Here is a 16,818-nt window from a genome sequence, read left to right as displayed (position 1 = left end):
GGATAGGGACACCGGTCGGCCCCGGTTTAGGGGCTTGGCTCGCAGACGAGCGCGGGGTTTCGCCTGGCGTCGCCTTCGTCGGTATCGCTAGACAGTCGTAACACCTCCTTGCGCAGCCGGTGCAGCAGGCCTACGCTCGCCGGGACTGGTGCAGTGGTGGGCCAGCGTGGATTCGGGTTCTGCGTATGACACGCTGCTCTGGTCTCGGGGCGGCGCGATTGGGCACGTCGCTCCGACGTCGGCCGGGGACACAGGTAACCCGCCGCTCGCCATTGAAGGGCGGGTCACTTGGTTCAGGCGCGGAGACTCTAGCCCCGCTGTCTCTCCGGACCCTAGCCATCCGATGCAGGCTCTCGTCGGGTGATGACCTGTCTGGAGCATAGACCCGGCGACGTGGCCGTGTCCGGTCCGATCTGCGCGCGGCCGATCAAGTAGGCCGCTGGCCGTGCCCGGTTTGGACAGCGCGCAACTCGACCGCATCGGTCTGTCCGCGGCGAGGGACTCGGCCGCGCGCAAGATCGCCGCACGCCATATTGCAATACCTGGGTCGTCGAGTCCGCTGCCCCCTGCGGACCTCGTACTGGTAGAGAGCAACGCGCGGTTTGCCTCCGCGTGCGAGGCGGCAAGCGTTCGCAGCGCACGGGCATCTCGTACGGGCGATCCTTTACTCAGCTACTCCCGTTCGGCGACAGGCGGTCAGAACGGTCGACGGCCGTGGGCTCGTTCAAAGGCCCGGAACCAGCGTGCGCGCGCTATCGCGACAATGAGCATGAATACTCCGGCGCCGCCCGCGATGACGAAGCTGCCAAGGCCCACCACCACGACGCCTGTGGAGTCACCATCTATCGCGGTCAATAAGAAGAAGAGAGCCATCACCAGCAGGAACGACCCCAGCAGTGCCTCACTGAGCGGAGTCCTCAGGGTCATCCGATACGGCCCGGAGGGTCGATTCGTGCTCATCCACGGGAAGGGTTCCGGCGGCAGGTCGTTCGGAGGTGCTGTGGGAGGGTGGTTGCTCATGGGCTCATCTAAGCAGCGCCGTGGCCGATCAGCCTGGCTTTCTGGGCTCGACCATCTGGCCAGTGCCCGAATCATGCGCCCGCAGAGGGAGATGGTTCGGACGCCGGTGCACGAGCGACCGGCCGGGACAGCGATGGGGAGCGGTCCCCATCCGCCCGACTCAGCGGGACGAGTAGCGTGTGGCCATGAGGAATCGCACAGCACTCGTCGGCCCGAGCGTCATTGCGGTGGTCCTCGCACTCGCAAGGTGCAGTCCGCTCCAAGGAGCGCCGAGCTTCGCGTCGACGAAGTCGGAGGCCCTCGCCCGGCGGGATGAGCTCGCCGCGACGCTACCCGCCGAGGAGGTGCTGACGACGGACGCGGTGGAGAACTCCATCGGGTGCGACGTGAGCGACACGGCTCAGTTCGACGGGACCGTGACCGTCACCGTCGCTGTGACGTTGGATCGCGTGAAAGCCGCTCTCGCCTGCATCAAGGGAAAGTAAGAAGCTGACCTATGTTCAATCGTGAATCTCTGGAAGAGCTACAAGCGAAGCTCGCCTCGGCGAACGCTGCCGTGGCAGCCCACCCGCTCGCATCGGGCCGGGTCACTCGCGCCCATGCCATCATCGAGTCCACTGACAGCGATGACAAAGAGTTGGTGAACAAGAAGTTGGCGGAGGAGGATCTTCCTGACCTGGCTGAGATCGGTTTGCTTACCGTGCGCCATTCCGTCAGCTGGTGGAAAGTGAATCGGGAACGAAACAAGATTGTGGAGAAGCTTGAAAAGCTTGAGGCCTGATTCCTAAGTAAGCGTTCGGTCCTGAGCAGCGCGTTCGGGGTGGACAAAGCAATACCCCCGCAATGTGGCGGCTCTCAGGAGTTGTAACACCACGAGGGATGGCCAGCCGAAAAGTGGCAGGTCCTGAAACGCCCGCTTGAGTGACCTCAGCCGGGCGTTTTCGTGACCGCCCTGGCGGCCAAACTGTGACCACGACGCCGGACCTTGATCTCGGTGGCGGATCTGACCCGTCAGGGCGGACTTACCCGGGCGCCTCATCTCGCCAAGCCCTATGCGAGATCAAACGAGTCCCAGGTGGCGATGAATGAAGGCCGCCATCTCGCGCGCCACGGGCAGTTCTTCCGGCGCGCCTCCGAATCCTGCGTGGGGCCGTCCGTCGAAGACATGCAGGTCGGCTTCGACTCCCGCTTCGCGGAGGCGCCGGTGCATCCTCACGGTGTTCGACAGGAACAGGTCCCTCGTTCCGCCGATCAGGAGCGTAGGGGGGAACCCCGACAGATTGCCGAAGAGCGGAGAGAGGAGCGGACTGGCAAGATCATGGCCGCCCGCATAGAGCAAGTTGGGCTCACGCAGGCTCTGAAGCCCGACGCTCACGTCGGCGAGGGTGATGAAACTATCTCCTGATTCCGTGAGATCGACCTCGGGGGAGCAGAGTACCAAGGCTGCTGGCATCGGAAGGCCCTCGTCCTTCGCGCGCAGGAGGAGGGCGGACGCGAGGTTCCCGCCGGCCGAATTGCCGCCCACCACGATCTGCTCGGCAGGCACATCGGCCAACAGTGCGCGGTAGACAGTGACGATGTCATCGAGAGCCGCGGGGAATGGATGAAGCGGAGGCATGCGGTAATCGGGCGCCCAGGTAACGACGCCGTAGCCGGGCGAAGTGTACTCCGTCATCGTTCTCACCAGATCGCCAGAGCCCATGATGAGGGCTCCGCCGTGAATATCCAGGTACACCGGGGCGCCGTTTCCGACAGGTGCTCCCGGAGGTATGACCACGTAGGTCGGCACGCCGTCGACGTCGGTCAATCGAGATTCAGCGACTGATGGTGCGCCGGCCACCAGGTGAGCGATCATGCCGTCGAGCTGTGCGATGAGCTCGAGCCAGCCAGCGTGGTCGTCGATCGGCGGGTACGGCTGACGCATGATCGGTGTCTCCAAGGCGGACCGCGCCTCAGCGCTGAGCCATGCTGGTGCTGCGGGTGGGGTTACGGATTCCTCGTTCATAGCATCTCCTTTGACGTCAGTGAGCGGGACAGTGCGAGCGATCTCGTCGGACTTGATCCTCCGGACGTTCACCACTCCGTCGGCTGTCCTCCGATGACGATAGCGCGATGACGGAGTCTGTTGCTACGTGACAATTGTCTCGAACGGCGTTATTGTTGCGTGACAACGGATGCGTATGCCGCAGCGGCACTCCGCTTCTGGCCGCGAATCCGCTCGGCGCGCAGACAATGGAGTTTTGATCGATGTGTTTCGAGACGAGTGCAGGTCCGGCGCACTCACGGACTCCGAGAACACCGCCAAAGCGAGTGCCGCTGGCGACACGGCCGAAGTCGGCCCGGTTGCATGCGTTCCGGATTCACGGGTCGGGTGAGCATGCCCCCGCGCTGCACGTCTGATGCAGCGACCGCTGTCGCAGTGAGAACAGCGTGCCCCTCCCTGACCGTCCAGCCCGCGGACGGCATCGCCAAACCCGAAGAGGAGATCGACCTAAATGACTGACACCACCTCGCGTGAAGCGCCTGGCCTAGCTAACCCCAGCCCCGAGACCCCCAGTCGCCTGCACCTGCGCACTGGTGGGGCGACGACGCCCATCAGTCCCACGCTGTACGGCCTCTTCATCGAGGACATCAACTTCGGCTGCGACGGCGGGCTCAGCGCCAACCTCGTCAACAACCACAGCTTCGAGGGCGTGTACCTCACCAATGGCACCCTGCCATACGCGCCGCTGGATCTGATTCCCGATGGCGCGCGCGAGCGGTTCGCCGCCATGTCGCCGGAGGAGCTGCCATTGCCCCCCACCACCCCGGCCGGCCGGCATCTGGACCGACTACGACACTGGCACGTGACCGGTGGACGCCTCGAGTCGGCACGGAGCAGCGCCGCCGCACCGGGGGCCTCGTTCGCGCGACTGCACCTGGACGATGAGGCGGGCACGCTCGAAAACCAGGGGTACCCCGGCGGTGTGCCCGGCATGGCGTTCAGTCCCGAACGCCCAATGATGCTCAGCGCACTCCTCCGCACCGATGCCTTCGATGGAACGCTTGAGGCCCGCCTCGTCGGCGTCGACGGCGCCGTCCTTGCATCCGAACCGATGCTGCATCCTGCTTCAGGATGGCAGGAGTGCCAGGTCCGTCTGGTGCCCGCGGGGACCACGCTCGGCTCGCTGCAGATCGTCGCCAGCGGTGTCGGCACCGTCGACATCGACGAGGTGCGCCTCGTGCACGAGGACCATTGGGGTGCTGGAGATCCGCGTTGGAGCCAGGGCTTGCTGCGGCGCGATCTCGTCGAAGCACTCGCTGCGCTCAACCCGCGTTTTCTGCGCTTCCCCGGCGGTTGCATCGTCGAGGGTTGCGGCGACGGCAGCCACTTCGATTGGAAGAAGACCGTCGGCCCCCTGCTCACCCGCCGAGCCGAGTACAACCTCTGGGGTCAGTCTCGCCCCGGTGGTGACTACAGCCAGAGCAATCAGATCGGTTTCTACGAGTACTTCCTGCTCTGTGAGGATCTGGGCATGGAGCCCATCCCGGTGGTGTGGGCCGGCGACAGTTGCCAGACGCGGATGGACGAGCACTTGCCGTTGGACAGCGCCGCTTTCGCCGCGGTGGTCCAGGACACCCTTGATCTCATCGAGTGGGCGACCGGTGATCCCACCACCAGCCACTGGGCCGCCCTTCGCGCCGCCGCCGGCCATCCGGCACCGTTCCCACTGCGTCACCTCGGCATCGGGAACGAGAACTTCGGCCCGGAGTACCTTGCCCACTTCGAGCGGATCAGAAGCGCCGTCGATCGCGCGCACCCCGGGTTGACCGTCATCATCAACGGCGGTGTGAAGCGGCCGGGGGAGGACGCCGACCCCGCCTGGGAGATCTACGGCGTGGACGAGAACGTCCTGGTCGACGAGCACTTCTACAACTCCCCGGCCTGGCTGTTCAACGCTACCGAGCGCTATGACACCTACCCTCGCGGCGGTGCCCGCCTCTTCCTCGGCGAGTACGCCGCATACCTCGGGTACGACCTGGGTGACAGACATCCAGCAGTGCCCGAGAGCATGCTCCAGCCTGAGCCCAACACATGGCTCAGCGCCTTGGCCGAGGCCGCGTTCCTCACGGGTGTCGAACGCAACGCCGACATCGTTGCGTTCAGCTGCTACGCCCCGCTGCTCAACCTCGTCGGACATGGACAGTGGCCGCATTGCCTCATCGACTTCAGCCCCAGTCGCGTCGTTCGCACCGCCAACTACCTCGTGCAACAGGTGTTCGCCGCCCGCATCGGTGAGTACGTCGTGCCATTCGACGGCGACCTGCCTGCAAACGTCTTCGCCTCGGCCAGCCTCGGCGACGGACGGCTCCACCTCAAGCTGGTCGCGATCGGCGCGGATCCGGTCGCGCTCACACTCACGATTGATGGAGCACAGGACGGCACTGCGAACGCCATCGTGATCGGCGGCGCGCTCGAGGCAGTCAATCGGCTCTCGTTCGAGGGCGAGCCGCAGATGGAGGTGGAGCCGCGGGACGTGGGGCTCGAGGTCAGCGGCGAATCCGTCGAGCTGCTCCTGGAGCCGAGGAGCGTGCTCTCCGTCTCGTTCAGCATCCGCACGTCCGAGGACAACGGATGAGCTCGTTCGACGCAGCCCGCTTGGTGAGAAGGATGACCCTGGAGCAGAAGGTCGCTCAGCTTCGCGGCTTGTTCGCGACTGAGCTCTTCGTGGCCTCGCCGACGCCGGGAATCGATCCATCGCGTGTCGCGGCTATTCGGCCGCACGGCGTCGGACACATCTCGATGGCCTGGTTCCTGAGCGAGAGGGCCGACGAGCTGCGCCGGCAACTCGACGCAATCCAGGAGCACGTGCGCGAGACCGCTCCGTTCGGTATCGGGGCTATGGTGCACTTCGAAGCGATCAACGGTGTCGTACACGATTCCGGGCCGCAGTTCCCGACGGCCTGGGCTCAGGCAGCGTCCTGGAATCCCGGGCTCATCCGCCGTGCTGCTGCAGTCAGCTCCGCGCTCACCGAGCGCATCGGCGGCCACGCCGTGTTCTCGCCGGTCATGGATCTGGCGCGAGATCCGCGTTGGGGTCGGGTGCATGAGACCTACGGCGAGGATCCGGAACTCGTGGCGCAGTGCTCCGTGGCATTCGTCGAAGGCATCCAGGGGCGCGATGGTGAGCGTCCTATCCTTGCGACGGGGAAGCACTTCCTCGGCTACGGCGCGTCGGAGGGGGGCCTCAACCAGGCCGTCACGCAGCTCGGCCGTCGAGCCCTCGTCGACGAATACGCGGAACCGTTCCGAAGAGCTATCGCCGAAGCGGACCTCGCCCTGATGATGAACTCCTACAACGAGGTCGACGGTGTGCCAGCAGCCGCCAACCGGTGGATGCTGACTGAGCTCCTGCGCGACGAACTCGGTTTCACCGGATCCGTCGTCAGCGACTACTCGTCGATTGCGATGCTGCGAACCGTCTATCACACCGCTTCGGCACCCGGTGACGCGGCACGTCAAGCGTTGGAGGCCGGCCTCGACGCGGACCTCCCCGGTGGTGAGGAGTACGCGCTCCTGGTGGAGGAAGTGCAGTCTGGACGCCTGGATGAACGTTTCGTCGACATCGCAGTCGAGCGCACACTCGCGGCGAAAGCGCGAGCCGGGCTCATTCCAGAGTTCCGTCGGGCGAGCAGCGCTTCTCCTGTCGATCACGAGGAGGCCGTCAGGGTTCGACGGACCATCGCCGATCAGTCCGTGGTGCTCCTCAGCAACAACGGCGCGCTGCCCATCAGTGATAGCCCTGCGAAGATCGTGATCGTCGGACCTGCCGCCGACGAGCTTCGCATCCACTTCGGCGCCTACACCTCGGTGTCGAACATTGAGATGATGCGCGGCTCTCTGGCGCTCCGGAGCGGTGAGATCCCTGGAATCACTGCGGAGGAGGCAATCTTCACTGACATCTTCCAGGCCCGCATGCCGGGCATCGAACCGACCTTCGAGGAAGCCGCGAAGCGGCTCCATCCGAACGCCCACACAGTGCTCGGGGCTCTGCAGGCCCGGCGTCCTGACATCTCCTACGTCGAGCTCGGTGACCTGACGCCAGGGGCGTTCCCTCTCGACGAAGCCGCTGTGGCCAGCGCCGTCGGCGGTGCAGATCTCGTGATCGCGGCTTTGGGTGAGCGCACCGGTTGGGTGGGCAACAACACCGCCGGTGAGGGGCAGTCGACCAGCGAACCCCGCCTCCCGGGGAACCAGGGGCAGCTCGTTTCGCTGCTTGCCAAGACGGGGGTTCCGGTGGTGAGTGTCGTCGTGACCGGACGGCCTCTGTTGCTCACCGAAGTAGCGGAGCAGTCGAGCGCGTTGCTCGTCGCTCCGCTTCTCGGCGAAGAGGGCGGTGGGGCGATCGTCCGTGCGCTCTTCGGCGACGTGAACCCCAGTGGCAAGCTCCCCAGTTCCTTCCCTCGCTCGATCGGGCAGATCCCGATCTACCACGGTCACCACTTCGGCAGCGGCTACGACCACCCCACCGGCACACGGCATGGCTACAACGATCTCGCTTCGCAGAGCCCACTGTTCGCTTTCGGACATGGCATGTCCTACACCGAGTTCGACCTGACCTCGGAAGGATCCGAGCCGACGGTGGGACCCGAGGGCCGGCTCTCACTCACGGTCACGGTCCGCAACACGGGGTCTCGGCCCGGCGACACCGTGGTTCAACTCTACGCTCGCGACGAGGAAGCCTCGGTCGTGCGCCCGGTACGCCAGCTCGTCGCTTTCGAGCGAGTCGGGCTCGACGTGGGCGAGGAGAAGGCGGTAACGCTCTCCGCTCCCGTCACGCGGCTGGCGTTCACGGGAGTCGACAACCGGCGAGTCGTCGAGGAAGGGCGAGTGACGCTGAGCGTCGGCTTCGCCTCAGATGACATCCGCGCGACATCCGAGGTGGAAATCAGTGGTTCATCCATCGCCGTCTGAGACAAGGCGAGGGCGGGGACGAAAGGCCGCATACGCTACGCCGCACGACGAGTTCTCCAGTACCCGTATCCGCTCCGCACGAACATCGAGGAAGATTCCCATGACAACTGTTGACCGTGATCCTCTTGGACCCGAAGCCGGCGTGGTTTCGCACCGCCGCCTCCCGATGACGTCGATCCGGCGCACGCCCGATATCGATCTGGACGGGCCATGGTCCTTCCAGCTCCTGCCCTCGTGGGGCGCCGATCTGACGGATTCTTGGGTCGAGGTGACGGTGCCCGAGTTGTGGACGATGCGCGAAGCCAGTGACCGGCCGCACTACACCAACATCACGATGCCGTTCGACCTCGTCCCTCCGGAGGTTCCGAGTGTGAACCCGACCGGCGTCTACCGCCGCACATTCGAGTTCAGCGACGTCGGCGAGGATCGTGTCGTGCTGCACGTGGGCGCAGCGGAGGGATACCTCCAAGTGCGCGTGAACGGAAAGCTGGCCGGTGAGAGCACCGACTCCCACCTTGCTGCAGAATTCGACATCACTGCCGAGGTGCAGGACGGCATCAACGAGATCGAACTGCGGGTCGCGAAGTGGTCCGCGTTCACCTACCTGGAGGATCAGGATCAGTGGTGGCAGTCCGGCCTGAGTCGCTCGGTGCAGCTCCACCGCTTGGCGCGGGTGCGGCTCCAGGACGTGACCGTCGTCGCGGACTACGACCACGACGCCAAGCTCGGCTCGGCCAGAGTCGTCGCTTCGGTGAGCGGTACTGAACAGACCTTCGAGACGACCCACTCCGTACGTGTGAGTGTCGCGGAGAGCGTGGTCGAGAGTCCCGTCGGCTCGCGTCGGACGGCGCTGACCATCCCGCCAAGCTCTCCGGACCGCAGCCGACCCGCGGCGGCTCAAATCCCGGACGGGATTATGGACTTGATGAGCCTGCGCGCCGCGAAGGCCTCATTGCCGCCCGAAGAGGAGGCCGCCGCCGCCGCGTCGCACGCGGCGATGCACCCCGCAGAACGTCCAGGCGCCGCGATCATCGAGCTGGCCGGTCTCGTCGTCAATCCGTGGTCTGCTGAGAGACCACACCTCGAGACCATCCTTGTCGAGCTCATCGACCTGAATGGCGTCGTCGTGGACCGTACCGAGATCCGCGCAGGCTTCCGCCGAGTGGAGATCGTCGGACGGGACCTGATGGTGAACGGTCGTCGGATCTGGATCCAAGGAGTCAACCGCCACGATTTCGAGCCGGAGACCGGTCGGGTTCTCCGTCGCGAGGACTACCTGGCGGATCTGTCGTTGCTCAAGCGTTTCAACTTCAACGCGGTGCGCACTTCGCACTACCCGAACGACCCCGTGTTCCTGGACCTCTGCGACGAGCTCGGCCTGTACGTGTTCGACGAAGCCGACATCGAAGGTCACGCGTTCGCCGACCTGCTCTGCAACGACCACCGCTATCTGGAAGCGTTCCTGGACCGTGTCTCACGTATGGTGATCCGCGATAAGAACCACCCCTCGGTGATCGCCTGGTCGCTCGGCAACGAGACCGGCTACGGTGTCAATCACGATGCGGCGGCCGCCTGGGTGCGCGGATACGATCCCACTCGCCCGCTGCACTACGAGGGGGCGATCTCAGTGGATTGGCACGGGGGACATGCCGCCACCGACATCGTCTGCCCCATGTATCCGCCCGTCTCCGCGCTCGAGGCCTTCTCCGCTCATCCGGAAGCGGACCGCCCGCTGATCATGTGCGAATACGCATACTCGCAGGGCAACTCCACCGGGGGCCTGGCGGAGTACTGGCGCTCGATCGAGTCTCTCCCCGGCGTACAGGGCGGATTCATCTGGGAGTTCAAGGATCACGCCCTGGACATCGACCGCGACCGTCGCTACCGGTACGGAGGTGACTTCGGTGATGAACCGAACGACGGCCCCATCGTGCTGAACGGCATCGTCTTCGCGGACGGTACGCCCAAGCCCGCGCTCTACGAGGCCCGAGGCATCTTCAGCCCGGTGCGCGTCCTGTCCTCGATCGAGGAGGCGCTCGACGGGAGCATGACCATTCTGAATCGGCAGACCTTCGCAGATCTGTCCTCGCTCCGGTTCGCGCTCGCTGTTGAGTCGACGGATGGGTCCACCGACCGTTTCGCGGTGAAGCTTCACGCCAGCGCCGGAGAGACGGCGACCATCGAGGTGCCTCGCGAGCTCCGCGCCCGGCTCGCTGATGCCGGCGCGCTCGCTCTCACGCTCGACGTGCTCACTGCGGAGGACACCGCCTGGGCGCAAGCCGGGACCGTCGTGGCACAACACCAGGTGACGATCACACCCGTCTATGCGAGCTCCGGGATCCGACCGTCCTCGGGCCGTGCCACGGGAAGCGACGGCCGCCTTGCACACCCCCTGCTCGCCGTCCCGCCGCGACTGAACCTGTGGCGGGCGCTCGTCGACAACGACACGTCCTTCTTCCTGGATCAGCGTTTCGTCCGTACCGGTTTCTTCGAGCTGACGGAGGACTCGGTGTCGGTCGACGACGAACCGGACGGCGCCGTCCTCGTCCGCATCCGCTACCTCACGGCTTTCGGTGACGAAGTGCTCCATACGCGGCGCATCTCTCGGGTGTCGCCTGATGAGTTCGAGTTCATCGAGACCGTCGAGCTCCCCGAGGGCACGGTGGACGGACTCCGCGTCGGAGTCGAGTTCGAACTGGCCGGCGCCTTTGACGACCTGCAATGGGTTGGGCTTGGGCCGTGGGAGAACTACCCTGATCGCCGATCCTCCGCGTTGCTCGGGCGATGGACCTCGCTGATCGACGACGCGGTCGTGCCCTACGTGCTCCCGCAGGAGAACGGTGGGCGCGGCGACGTGCGGTCGGTGCGTCTCACCGGCCCGGCCGGAACGGTGACCACGGCACACGACGCACCCATGCAGCTCACCGTCGGTCGCCACACCGTCCAGGAGCTCGAGGCTGCTCGGCACTGGTGGGAGCTGCCCGAAAGTCATCGAACGATCGTGCAACTCGACATCGCCCACCGAGGGCTCGGCACAGCCCAGCTCGGACCGGACACTCGTCCGGAGTTCCGGCTGACCGACCATGAATACCGCTGGTCGTGGCGCCTGCGCCTCGAGACGTCAACGGACTCGTAACGCCATCTCGCGGTCGCGAGAGCGGTCCCGGCGTCGCCACCTCACGGGATGAGTGGCGTTCTACCGGATCGCTCTCGCAGCGCGGCCTCCATGCCCTGGCCGGTCCGGACGGAGCGCAGCCGCGGTCTCGTCGACCTCGTTCAGGCCGAGGGGAACCAGCTGTCGTCGCGTCAGCCTCGCTTCTGCATGATTCGAAGCTCATCCCAACTTGCTTCGGACGCCGCGATGCTCGAGCGAGAGTGCACCGGGTCGATCGATGCAACCTCGACCGCGATCGCTTGAGCCAATGCGAGACTCGGCAAGAGCGAGGGGAAGAACCCAGCACCCTCCGATGGCACGACGAGGATTGTTCCTGCGTGCCGCGTCACTTCGGAGGCATTGTCATCGGTGACGACGATCACCGTGCAGCTGGCTGCCTGCGCCATGGCTGCGGCGCGAATGGTGCTGTCGTAGACACGCCAGAGGCTGAAGATGACGACGACATCGTCCGCCGTGAGTCTCGCGAGCGAGTTGGCGAGTCTCGCGACGTCAGCGTCGAGCAGCCTGATGTCGTAACCGGCGATGCCGACATTGTGCTCCAGGGCCCGCCCCGGCACAGCGTAGCTTCCGCCGGCGATCACCCAGGTGCGCCGTGCGTTCGTGATGGCCTCGGCGACGCCACGGACGAGTTCCACGTCGACCGATCGTCCGAGGTGGGCGAGGTTCGCCTGCTCGGTGGAGATTGCGAGCCGGAACGGATTTTGCGCCGTGGACTGGTGCTCGACCGCCACCTCCACTGCAGTCAGCGACGAGAGGTATCTCGATCGGAACTCGATCTGAAACTCAGCCCACCCGTCGTAGCCGAGGGCTTGGGCCGTCCGGGTGACCGTCGATGGATTGGAGCCGGCCGCTTGGGCGACCTCCATGGCGGAGGAGTAGGAAGCGAGCCTCGGCTGAGCGCGCAGCACGGAGAGAACCCGGTCCTGCCGAGGCGACAGGCGCTTCTCCCCAAGGCGAGCAGTGAGCCAGGCCGTCACATCGTCCGTGTTAATTCCATGTTTCATCGATTGACCCCTCGTAGACCACCACTTTAGTGTCAGCTACTAGCTGCACGGTCCCGTGCAGCTATAGTCTTCTGCACAAGGTCAACCAACGGTGTCGGGCCAGGAAACGGAGTACGAATGTCCATCACGGCGCGACTGGATCGGCTGCCTCTCAGCCGACCGCACTTCGCCCTCCTCCTCATCGGAGGGCTCGGGTACACCTTCGACGGCATGGATGGCGCCATCGTCGCCTTCCTCCTCCCGAGCGTGCAGGAGGTATGGGGACTCTCGAACGGGCAGCTCGGGCTCGTCGGTTCCGCAGCCCCGTTCGGTTTCTTCTTCGGGGCCATCCTCTCGGGCTGGCTGGGTGATCGGTTCGGCCGGAAGAACGTCATGCTGTGGGCGCTCGCGTTCTACACGGTCATGTCCGTCGTCGCGGCCCTCAGCCCCAACTTCGGTGTCTTCCTCGTCGCCCGGGTGCTCGCCGGGCTCGGTGCCGGCGCGGAGAGTGTGATCATCGCCCCCTTCATCTCTGAGTTCATCCCGCCGAAACGGCGTGGCTGGTTCATCGGTAGCCTGGCCGGGTTCTTCTCCTTCGGGTTCGTCGGGGCCGCGCTCATCGGCCGGTTCATCGTGCCGATCGGCGAAGACGGCTGGCGCTGGGCGCAGGTCGTCACGGCGATCCCGATCCTCCTCCTCTTGTGGTGGCGCCGCAGCCTCCCGGAGTCGCCGCGATACCTGCTGAGCCAAGGGCGCACGGCTGAGGCAGAGGCCGTCGTCGCCCGGCTGGAGGATCGCGTGCGTGTTGCGACGAAGCGGGAACTACCACCGGTCGAGCAGGAGTCGTTCGAGATCACCGCACGCGAAGAGAAGATCACCATCCCGCGAGCCCTTCGCGCGATGTGGACGGGGTCCATGCGGCGGAAGACCGCCGTGATCTGGGTCGTCTGGTTCGTCATCACGTTCTCGTACTACGGGTTCTTCTCCTGGATCCCCACCCTGCTCATCAGTCGCGGCATCAGCGTCACGACGAGCTTCGAGTACTCGATCATCATCTATCTCGCGCAGATCCCCGGGTACTTCTCCGCAGCGTTCCTCAACGACAAGCTGGAACGCAAGTACACGATCGCCATCTACCTGACCGGATCCGCCCTGAGCGCGTTCTGGCTCAGTCAGTCCAGCGGTGACGCCATGATCGTCGTCGCAGCAGCCGTCCTCTCTTTCTTCCTGAACGGCACCTACGCCGGCGTCTACGCGTACACCCCGGAGCTCTTCCCGACGTGGATGCGTGCCACTGGGAGCGGCTTCGCGAGCGCGGTCGGTCGGATCGGCAGCATCCTCGCCCCGACCATCATCGGTGTCTCCGCCGCATCGCTCGGCTTCGGCGGGGTCTTCGGACTGACGACCGCCGTCCTGGTGGTCGGCGTCGTCACCGTCGTCGTGTTCGGGGTCAAGACCTCGGGCCGGTCCCTTGAGGACATCCAGGCGCGTGACCAGGCCGACGGCCGAGCCGATGAAGCGGGGGTGGGACGATGAACGCCGAGTATCGGGGAGCGAGTGGGACGCCCACGGTGTTCGAGGACGTGGAGGCGCGGATCGCCGCAGACCCGGGCGTCCGGCTCTTCACCGTCCTCCAGTGGATTCCCGAGATCCGGACGCTGCGCAGGGTCGCGAGCAACCACCCCGACGTCTACCCGCTCGGTGCGGAGAAGTCACTCGAGGTCTCCGGAGGGTGGCTGGACACCGTGATTCGCGACCGTCGGGCCTTCCTCGGTGCCCACGAGGCGGACGTCGCAGCGGTGTTCGCCGACATCGACCTCATCCGGTCCCTGGGGTGCGGCGCGGTCATCAATGCGCCGATCGTCCGCGCCGACGCCGTGCTTGGCGTGCTCGCCATCCTCGACGCGGACGGGACCTACGATGAGGCCTCCGTCGCGACCGTCGACGCCGTCATCGCCGAGTTCGCCGATCGGCTCGCCGCAGCCTTCGACCACTTCGACCGCTCCACAGACAAGGAAACTGCATGACCAGCACGACCCCCGCCTCCCACACGACCGTCATAGCCGGCGGCACCGTCATCGACGTCATCCACGGTGACCACCGGATCGCTGACGTCCGGATCGTCGATGACCTCATCGTCGAGATCGGTACCGGACTCGCCACCGCGGACGCCGAGCTCATCGACGCCACCGACCGCTATGTGATGCCTGGGCTCATCGACGCCCACGTGCATCTCACCGCGTTCAGCGCCGATTTCCGAGAGCTCGAACGCAATGCGGCCTCCTACGTCTACGCCCAGAGTGCGCGGATCATGAGGGAGACCCTGGCGCGGGGCTTCACCACGGTCCGTGACCTCTCCGGTGCCGACCACGGCTTGGCACGAGCACAGGAGGAAGGCCTGTTCGCAGGCCCGCGGATCTTCTTCTGCGGTCACGCCCTCAGTCAAACGGGCGGTCACGGCGACATGCGGCTCCCGGGCGAGGATCACGACGGGAACTCGCGCGGGTGCTGCGGTATCGGTACCGTGGCCGACGGTGTCGACGCCGTGCGCGCCGCTGCTCGGGATGAGATCCGCAAGGGTGCCCACCACATCAAGATCATGGCGTCGGGCGGGGTGTCTTCACCGACCGACCGGATCGATTCGACCCAGTACTCGATCGCTGAGATCGAGGCAGCGGTCGACGAGGCAAACGCTGCGAACCGCTACGTGGCAGCTCACGCGTACACGGCTCGGGCCATCAACCGCGCCCTGCGCGCCGGGGTTCGTTCCATCGAACACGGCAACCTCCTCGACGACGAGAGTCTCGCCCTCTTCCTCGAGCACGACGCCTACCTTGTCCCCACCCTGGTCACCTACTGGGCGCTCAAGGAGGAGGGGCGCGAATTCGGTCTCTCCGAAGGAATGTGGGCGAAGGTCGACACAGTCCTCGAGACCGGCCTCGAGGCCATCCGGCGTGCTCATGAGGCCGGTGTGAAGCTCGTCTACGGGTCAGACCTGCTCGGGGGCATGCAGCGTCATCAGAACGAGGAGTTCCGGCTACTGGGGAAGGTACAGCCGGCCATCGACGCGATTCGCTCCGCGACCGTGACGGCTGCCGCGTTGCTCGGTCGAGCCGGCGAGCTCGGTGTGGTCGCCGAGGGAGCGGTGGCAGACCTCCTCATCCTCGACGCGGATCCGAGCAGCGACATCAACGTGCTCGCTGACATCCAGGAGCATCTCGTCTCAGTCATCCAAGGCGGCCTGCCTGTGCCAGCGAACCTTGCCGCTGAATGACGTCGCACCCCGTCGATCAGGACGGGCCTGAACACCAGCCTGCAGGAGCACGAGAGAAGGAGCGCACCGTGAAGACCGATTCCCGAGGAGTTGAGCCGGGTGGTTCGCGATGAGGTATGAGACCGGATGGCGGGAGCCGATGTCCGGCAGCCGCATCGAGACCCTCCGCACGGCACTGGCGTCGGCCGAGGACCCGGCTGCCGTCTTGGGGGCGTTCTGGGCCGAGGTGGAGCTGGGAGGAGGACCGATCGTCGCACCGATCCCCGACGACGACGCTGGGATGGCTGTCACGTTCATCTGGCGCGACGAAACCGGCGCGACCCAGCACGTCGGACTGGGGGGCGGTCTCGTCCTGAACGACTGGGAGCAGCATCTGCTCCGGCGTCTTCCAGGGACAGACCTGTTCCACTTGACGCTCCGGCTGCCGAGGGATACCCGAGTGAGTTACTACTACGCTCCGGACATCCACGGCCACTGGGAACCGTGGTTGGAGGCTGCTGAGCAGACGGCGACACTGTATTCATTCCGACTGGATCCGCTGAACCCGTCGGCGGTTCTTGATCTCGACCCGACCCGTGACGTTGAACTCGTTGACGCACTCACCGTGCCGGCATCAGGGACGCTGACGGAGCATCGCATGCACAGCACCATCCTCGGCGCCGAACGACGCTACTGGGTCTATCTTCCGCCCGGGGACGAGCCGGTGGAGCACGTCCTGTGGGCGTTCGACGGACGAGGATGCCTCGACGAGATCATGCCTCCGCAGAACCTCCTTGAGTCACTCATCCTCTCCGGCGATATCCCACCGACGGCGATGATCTTCATCGACAGTCCGGTCGAAAGTCGGCAGGCGGAAGTGACGTTCGATGTTCCGCTTGACGAGTTCGTCTGCAACGAGCTGGTCCCAGAGGTTCAGGGGGCATACGGGCTCCCGACCGACAGGGAACGGAACATCATCTCGGGGTTCAGCGGAGGCGGGACAGCCGCCATCCTGTCAGCAGCTCATGGCTCCGCCCACTTCGGGAAGGTGATCGCTGCGTCACCGGGCATCGCATACATGCCCCGTGGGCACGAGCCTCGAGAGCTGTACAAGCGGTTTCGTGCGGCCCCCGCACCCTCCGACACACGCTTCGTCCTCACGGTCGGTGAACTCGAGGTCGATCGTGTGTACGACATCCCGTCGCTGTACACGGCGGTTCACGAGTTTGTCGACCTCCTGCGAGAGCTGGGTTTCGAGGTCGAACTCTTGACCGGCCCGAATGGGCACGACTACTTCTCTTCTCAGATCCTGTTCGCTCACGGGTTGAGGCGGCTGCTCGGAGGGTAGGTCCGTCCACAAGCTCCCGCCGCTCAGCTGGAACCGGAGCACCGCGCTCCTGAAGTGCGGTGATCCGAGGCCCTTGCATCGGCC

General features: G+C 65.5%; 12 protein-coding genes. 9 read left to right on the top strand and 3 right to left on the bottom strand.

Going from position 1 to position 16,818, the window contains the following annotated elements:
* Window positions 1-696: 696 nt before the first annotated feature.
* The gene (locus AC5JOC_RS15125; protein WP_494246725.1) at window positions 697-960 is read right to left on the bottom strand and encodes a hypothetical protein; all 264 of its coding nucleotides are present in this window, start codon (window positions 958-960) and stop codon (window positions 697-699) included.
* 287 nt (window positions 961-1,247) lie between these two features.
* Here AC5JOC_RS15125 and AC5JOC_RS15120 point away from each other — a divergent pair, with 287 nt between their 5' ends.
* Window positions 1,248-1,505 (top strand): hypothetical protein, encoded by a 258-nt coding sequence (locus AC5JOC_RS15120; RefSeq protein WP_494246724.1) that lies wholly within the window; start codon window positions 1,248-1,250, stop codon window positions 1,503-1,505.
* Window positions 1,506-1,516: 11 nt separating this feature from the next.
* Window positions 1,517-1,801, top strand: a complete 285-nt coding sequence (locus tag AC5JOC_RS15115) for a hypothetical protein (protein WP_494246723.1) — start codon at window positions 1,517-1,519, stop codon at window positions 1,799-1,801.
* Window positions 1,802-2,080: 279 nt separating this feature from the next.
* Here the strand turns inward: AC5JOC_RS15115 and AC5JOC_RS15110 are convergent, their stop codons facing one another.
* Window positions 2,081-3,025, bottom strand: a complete 945-nt coding sequence (locus AC5JOC_RS15110) for an alpha/beta hydrolase (protein ID WP_494246722.1) — start codon at window positions 3,023-3,025, stop codon at window positions 2,081-2,083.
* A 490-nt stretch (window positions 3,026-3,515) separates the two neighbouring features.
* Here AC5JOC_RS15110 and AC5JOC_RS15105 point away from each other — a divergent pair, with 490 nt between their 5' ends.
* The 3 genes from AC5JOC_RS15105 to AC5JOC_RS15095 all read left to right on the top strand — a co-directional run bounded on the left by AC5JOC_RS15105 (window position 3,516) and on the right by AC5JOC_RS15095 (window position 11,111).
* Window positions 3,516-5,639 (top strand): alpha-L-arabinofuranosidase family protein, encoded by a 2,124-nt coding sequence (locus tag AC5JOC_RS15105; protein ID WP_494246721.1) that lies wholly within the window; start codon window positions 3,516-3,518, stop codon window positions 5,637-5,639.
* Window positions 5,636-7,975, top strand: a complete 2,340-nt coding sequence (locus tag AC5JOC_RS15100) for a glycoside hydrolase family 3 N-terminal domain-containing protein (RefSeq protein ID WP_494246720.1) — start codon at window positions 5,636-5,638, stop codon at window positions 7,973-7,975. The genes AC5JOC_RS15105 and AC5JOC_RS15100 overlap by 4 nt, the downstream gene beginning before the upstream one ends.
* 166 nt (window positions 7,976-8,141) lie before the next feature.
* Window positions 8,142-11,111, top strand: coding sequence for a glycoside hydrolase family 2 TIM barrel-domain containing protein (locus tag AC5JOC_RS15095; RefSeq protein WP_494246719.1), 2,970 nt, complete (start codon window positions 8,142-8,144; stop codon window positions 11,109-11,111).
* Between the two features lie 170 nt (window positions 11,112-11,281).
* Here the strand turns inward: AC5JOC_RS15095 and AC5JOC_RS15090 are convergent, their stop codons facing one another.
* Window positions 11,282-12,154, bottom strand: coding sequence for a MurR/RpiR family transcriptional regulator (locus AC5JOC_RS15090; RefSeq protein WP_494246718.1), 873 nt, complete (start codon window positions 12,152-12,154; stop codon window positions 11,282-11,284).
* Between the two features lie 117 nt (window positions 12,155-12,271).
* Here AC5JOC_RS15090 and AC5JOC_RS15085 point away from each other — a divergent pair, with 117 nt between their 5' ends.
* The 4 genes from AC5JOC_RS15085 (at window position 12,272) to AC5JOC_RS15070 (ending at window position 16,734) form a co-directional block, all read left to right on the top strand.
* On the top strand, window positions 12,272-13,669 hold the full coding sequence (locus AC5JOC_RS15085) for an MFS transporter (RefSeq protein WP_494246717.1): 1,398 nt from the start codon (window positions 12,272-12,274) through the stop codon (window positions 13,667-13,669).
* Window positions 13,666-14,160 carry a GAF domain-containing protein gene (locus AC5JOC_RS15080; protein WP_494246716.1) on the top strand — a complete coding sequence of 165 codons (495 nt, stop codon included), beginning with the start codon at window positions 13,666-13,668 and terminating at the stop codon, window positions 14,158-14,160. Before AC5JOC_RS15085 ends, AC5JOC_RS15080 begins: the two co-directional genes overlap by 4 nt.
* A complete protein-coding gene (locus AC5JOC_RS15075) occupies window positions 14,157-15,407 on the top strand; it encodes a metal-dependent hydrolase family protein (RefSeq protein WP_494246715.1) in 1,251 nt (416 codons plus the stop codon). Before AC5JOC_RS15080 ends, AC5JOC_RS15075 begins: the two co-directional genes overlap by 4 nt.
* A gap of 109 nt (window positions 15,408-15,516) precedes the next feature.
* Window positions 15,517-16,734, top strand: coding sequence for an alpha/beta hydrolase (locus AC5JOC_RS15070; protein ID WP_494246714.1), 1,218 nt, complete (start codon window positions 15,517-15,519; stop codon window positions 16,732-16,734).
* Window positions 16,735-16,818 lie beyond the last annotated feature (84 nt).

This window comes from Plantibacter sp., from assembly GCF_059073635.1.
The sequence above is the reverse complement of the archived record's forward strand: the minus strand, read 5'-3'. Positions and strand labels throughout refer to the sequence as shown.

Excerpts from the sequence above, each read along its gene's own strand:
- AC5JOC_RS15125 (WP_494246725.1), bottom strand. The coding sequence starts at position 960 with ATGAGCACGAATCGACCCTCCGGGCCGTATCGGATGACCCTGAGGACT.
- AC5JOC_RS15115 (WP_494246723.1), top strand. The coding sequence starts at position 1,517 with ATGTTCAATCGTGAATCTCTGGAAGAGCTACAAGCGAAGCTCGCCTCG.
- AC5JOC_RS15110 (WP_494246722.1), bottom strand. The coding sequence starts at position 3,025 with ATGAACGAGGAATCCGTAACCCCACCCGCAGCACCAGCATGGCTCAGC.
- AC5JOC_RS15105 (WP_494246721.1), top strand. The coding sequence starts at position 3,516 with ATGACTGACACCACCTCGCGTGAAGCGCCTGGCCTAGCTAACCCCAGC.
- AC5JOC_RS15100 (WP_494246720.1), top strand. The coding sequence starts at position 5,636 with ATGAGCTCGTTCGACGCAGCCCGCTTGGTGAGAAGGATGACCCTGGAG.
- AC5JOC_RS15095 (WP_494246719.1), top strand. The coding sequence starts at position 8,142 with ATGACGTCGATCCGGCGCACGCCCGATATCGATCTGGACGGGCCATGG.
- AC5JOC_RS15090 (WP_494246718.1), bottom strand. The coding sequence starts at position 12,154 with ATGAAACATGGAATTAACACGGACGATGTGACGGCCTGGCTCACTGCT.
- AC5JOC_RS15085 (WP_494246717.1), top strand. The coding sequence starts at position 12,272 with ATGTCCATCACGGCGCGACTGGATCGGCTGCCTCTCAGCCGACCGCAC.
- AC5JOC_RS15080 (WP_494246716.1), top strand. The coding sequence starts at position 13,666 with ATGAACGCCGAGTATCGGGGAGCGAGTGGGACGCCCACGGTGTTCGAG.
- AC5JOC_RS15075 (WP_494246715.1), top strand. The coding sequence starts at position 14,157 with ATGACCAGCACGACCCCCGCCTCCCACACGACCGTCATAGCCGGCGGC.
- AC5JOC_RS15070 (WP_494246714.1), top strand. The coding sequence starts at position 15,517 with ATGAGGTATGAGACCGGATGGCGGGAGCCGATGTCCGGCAGCCGCATC.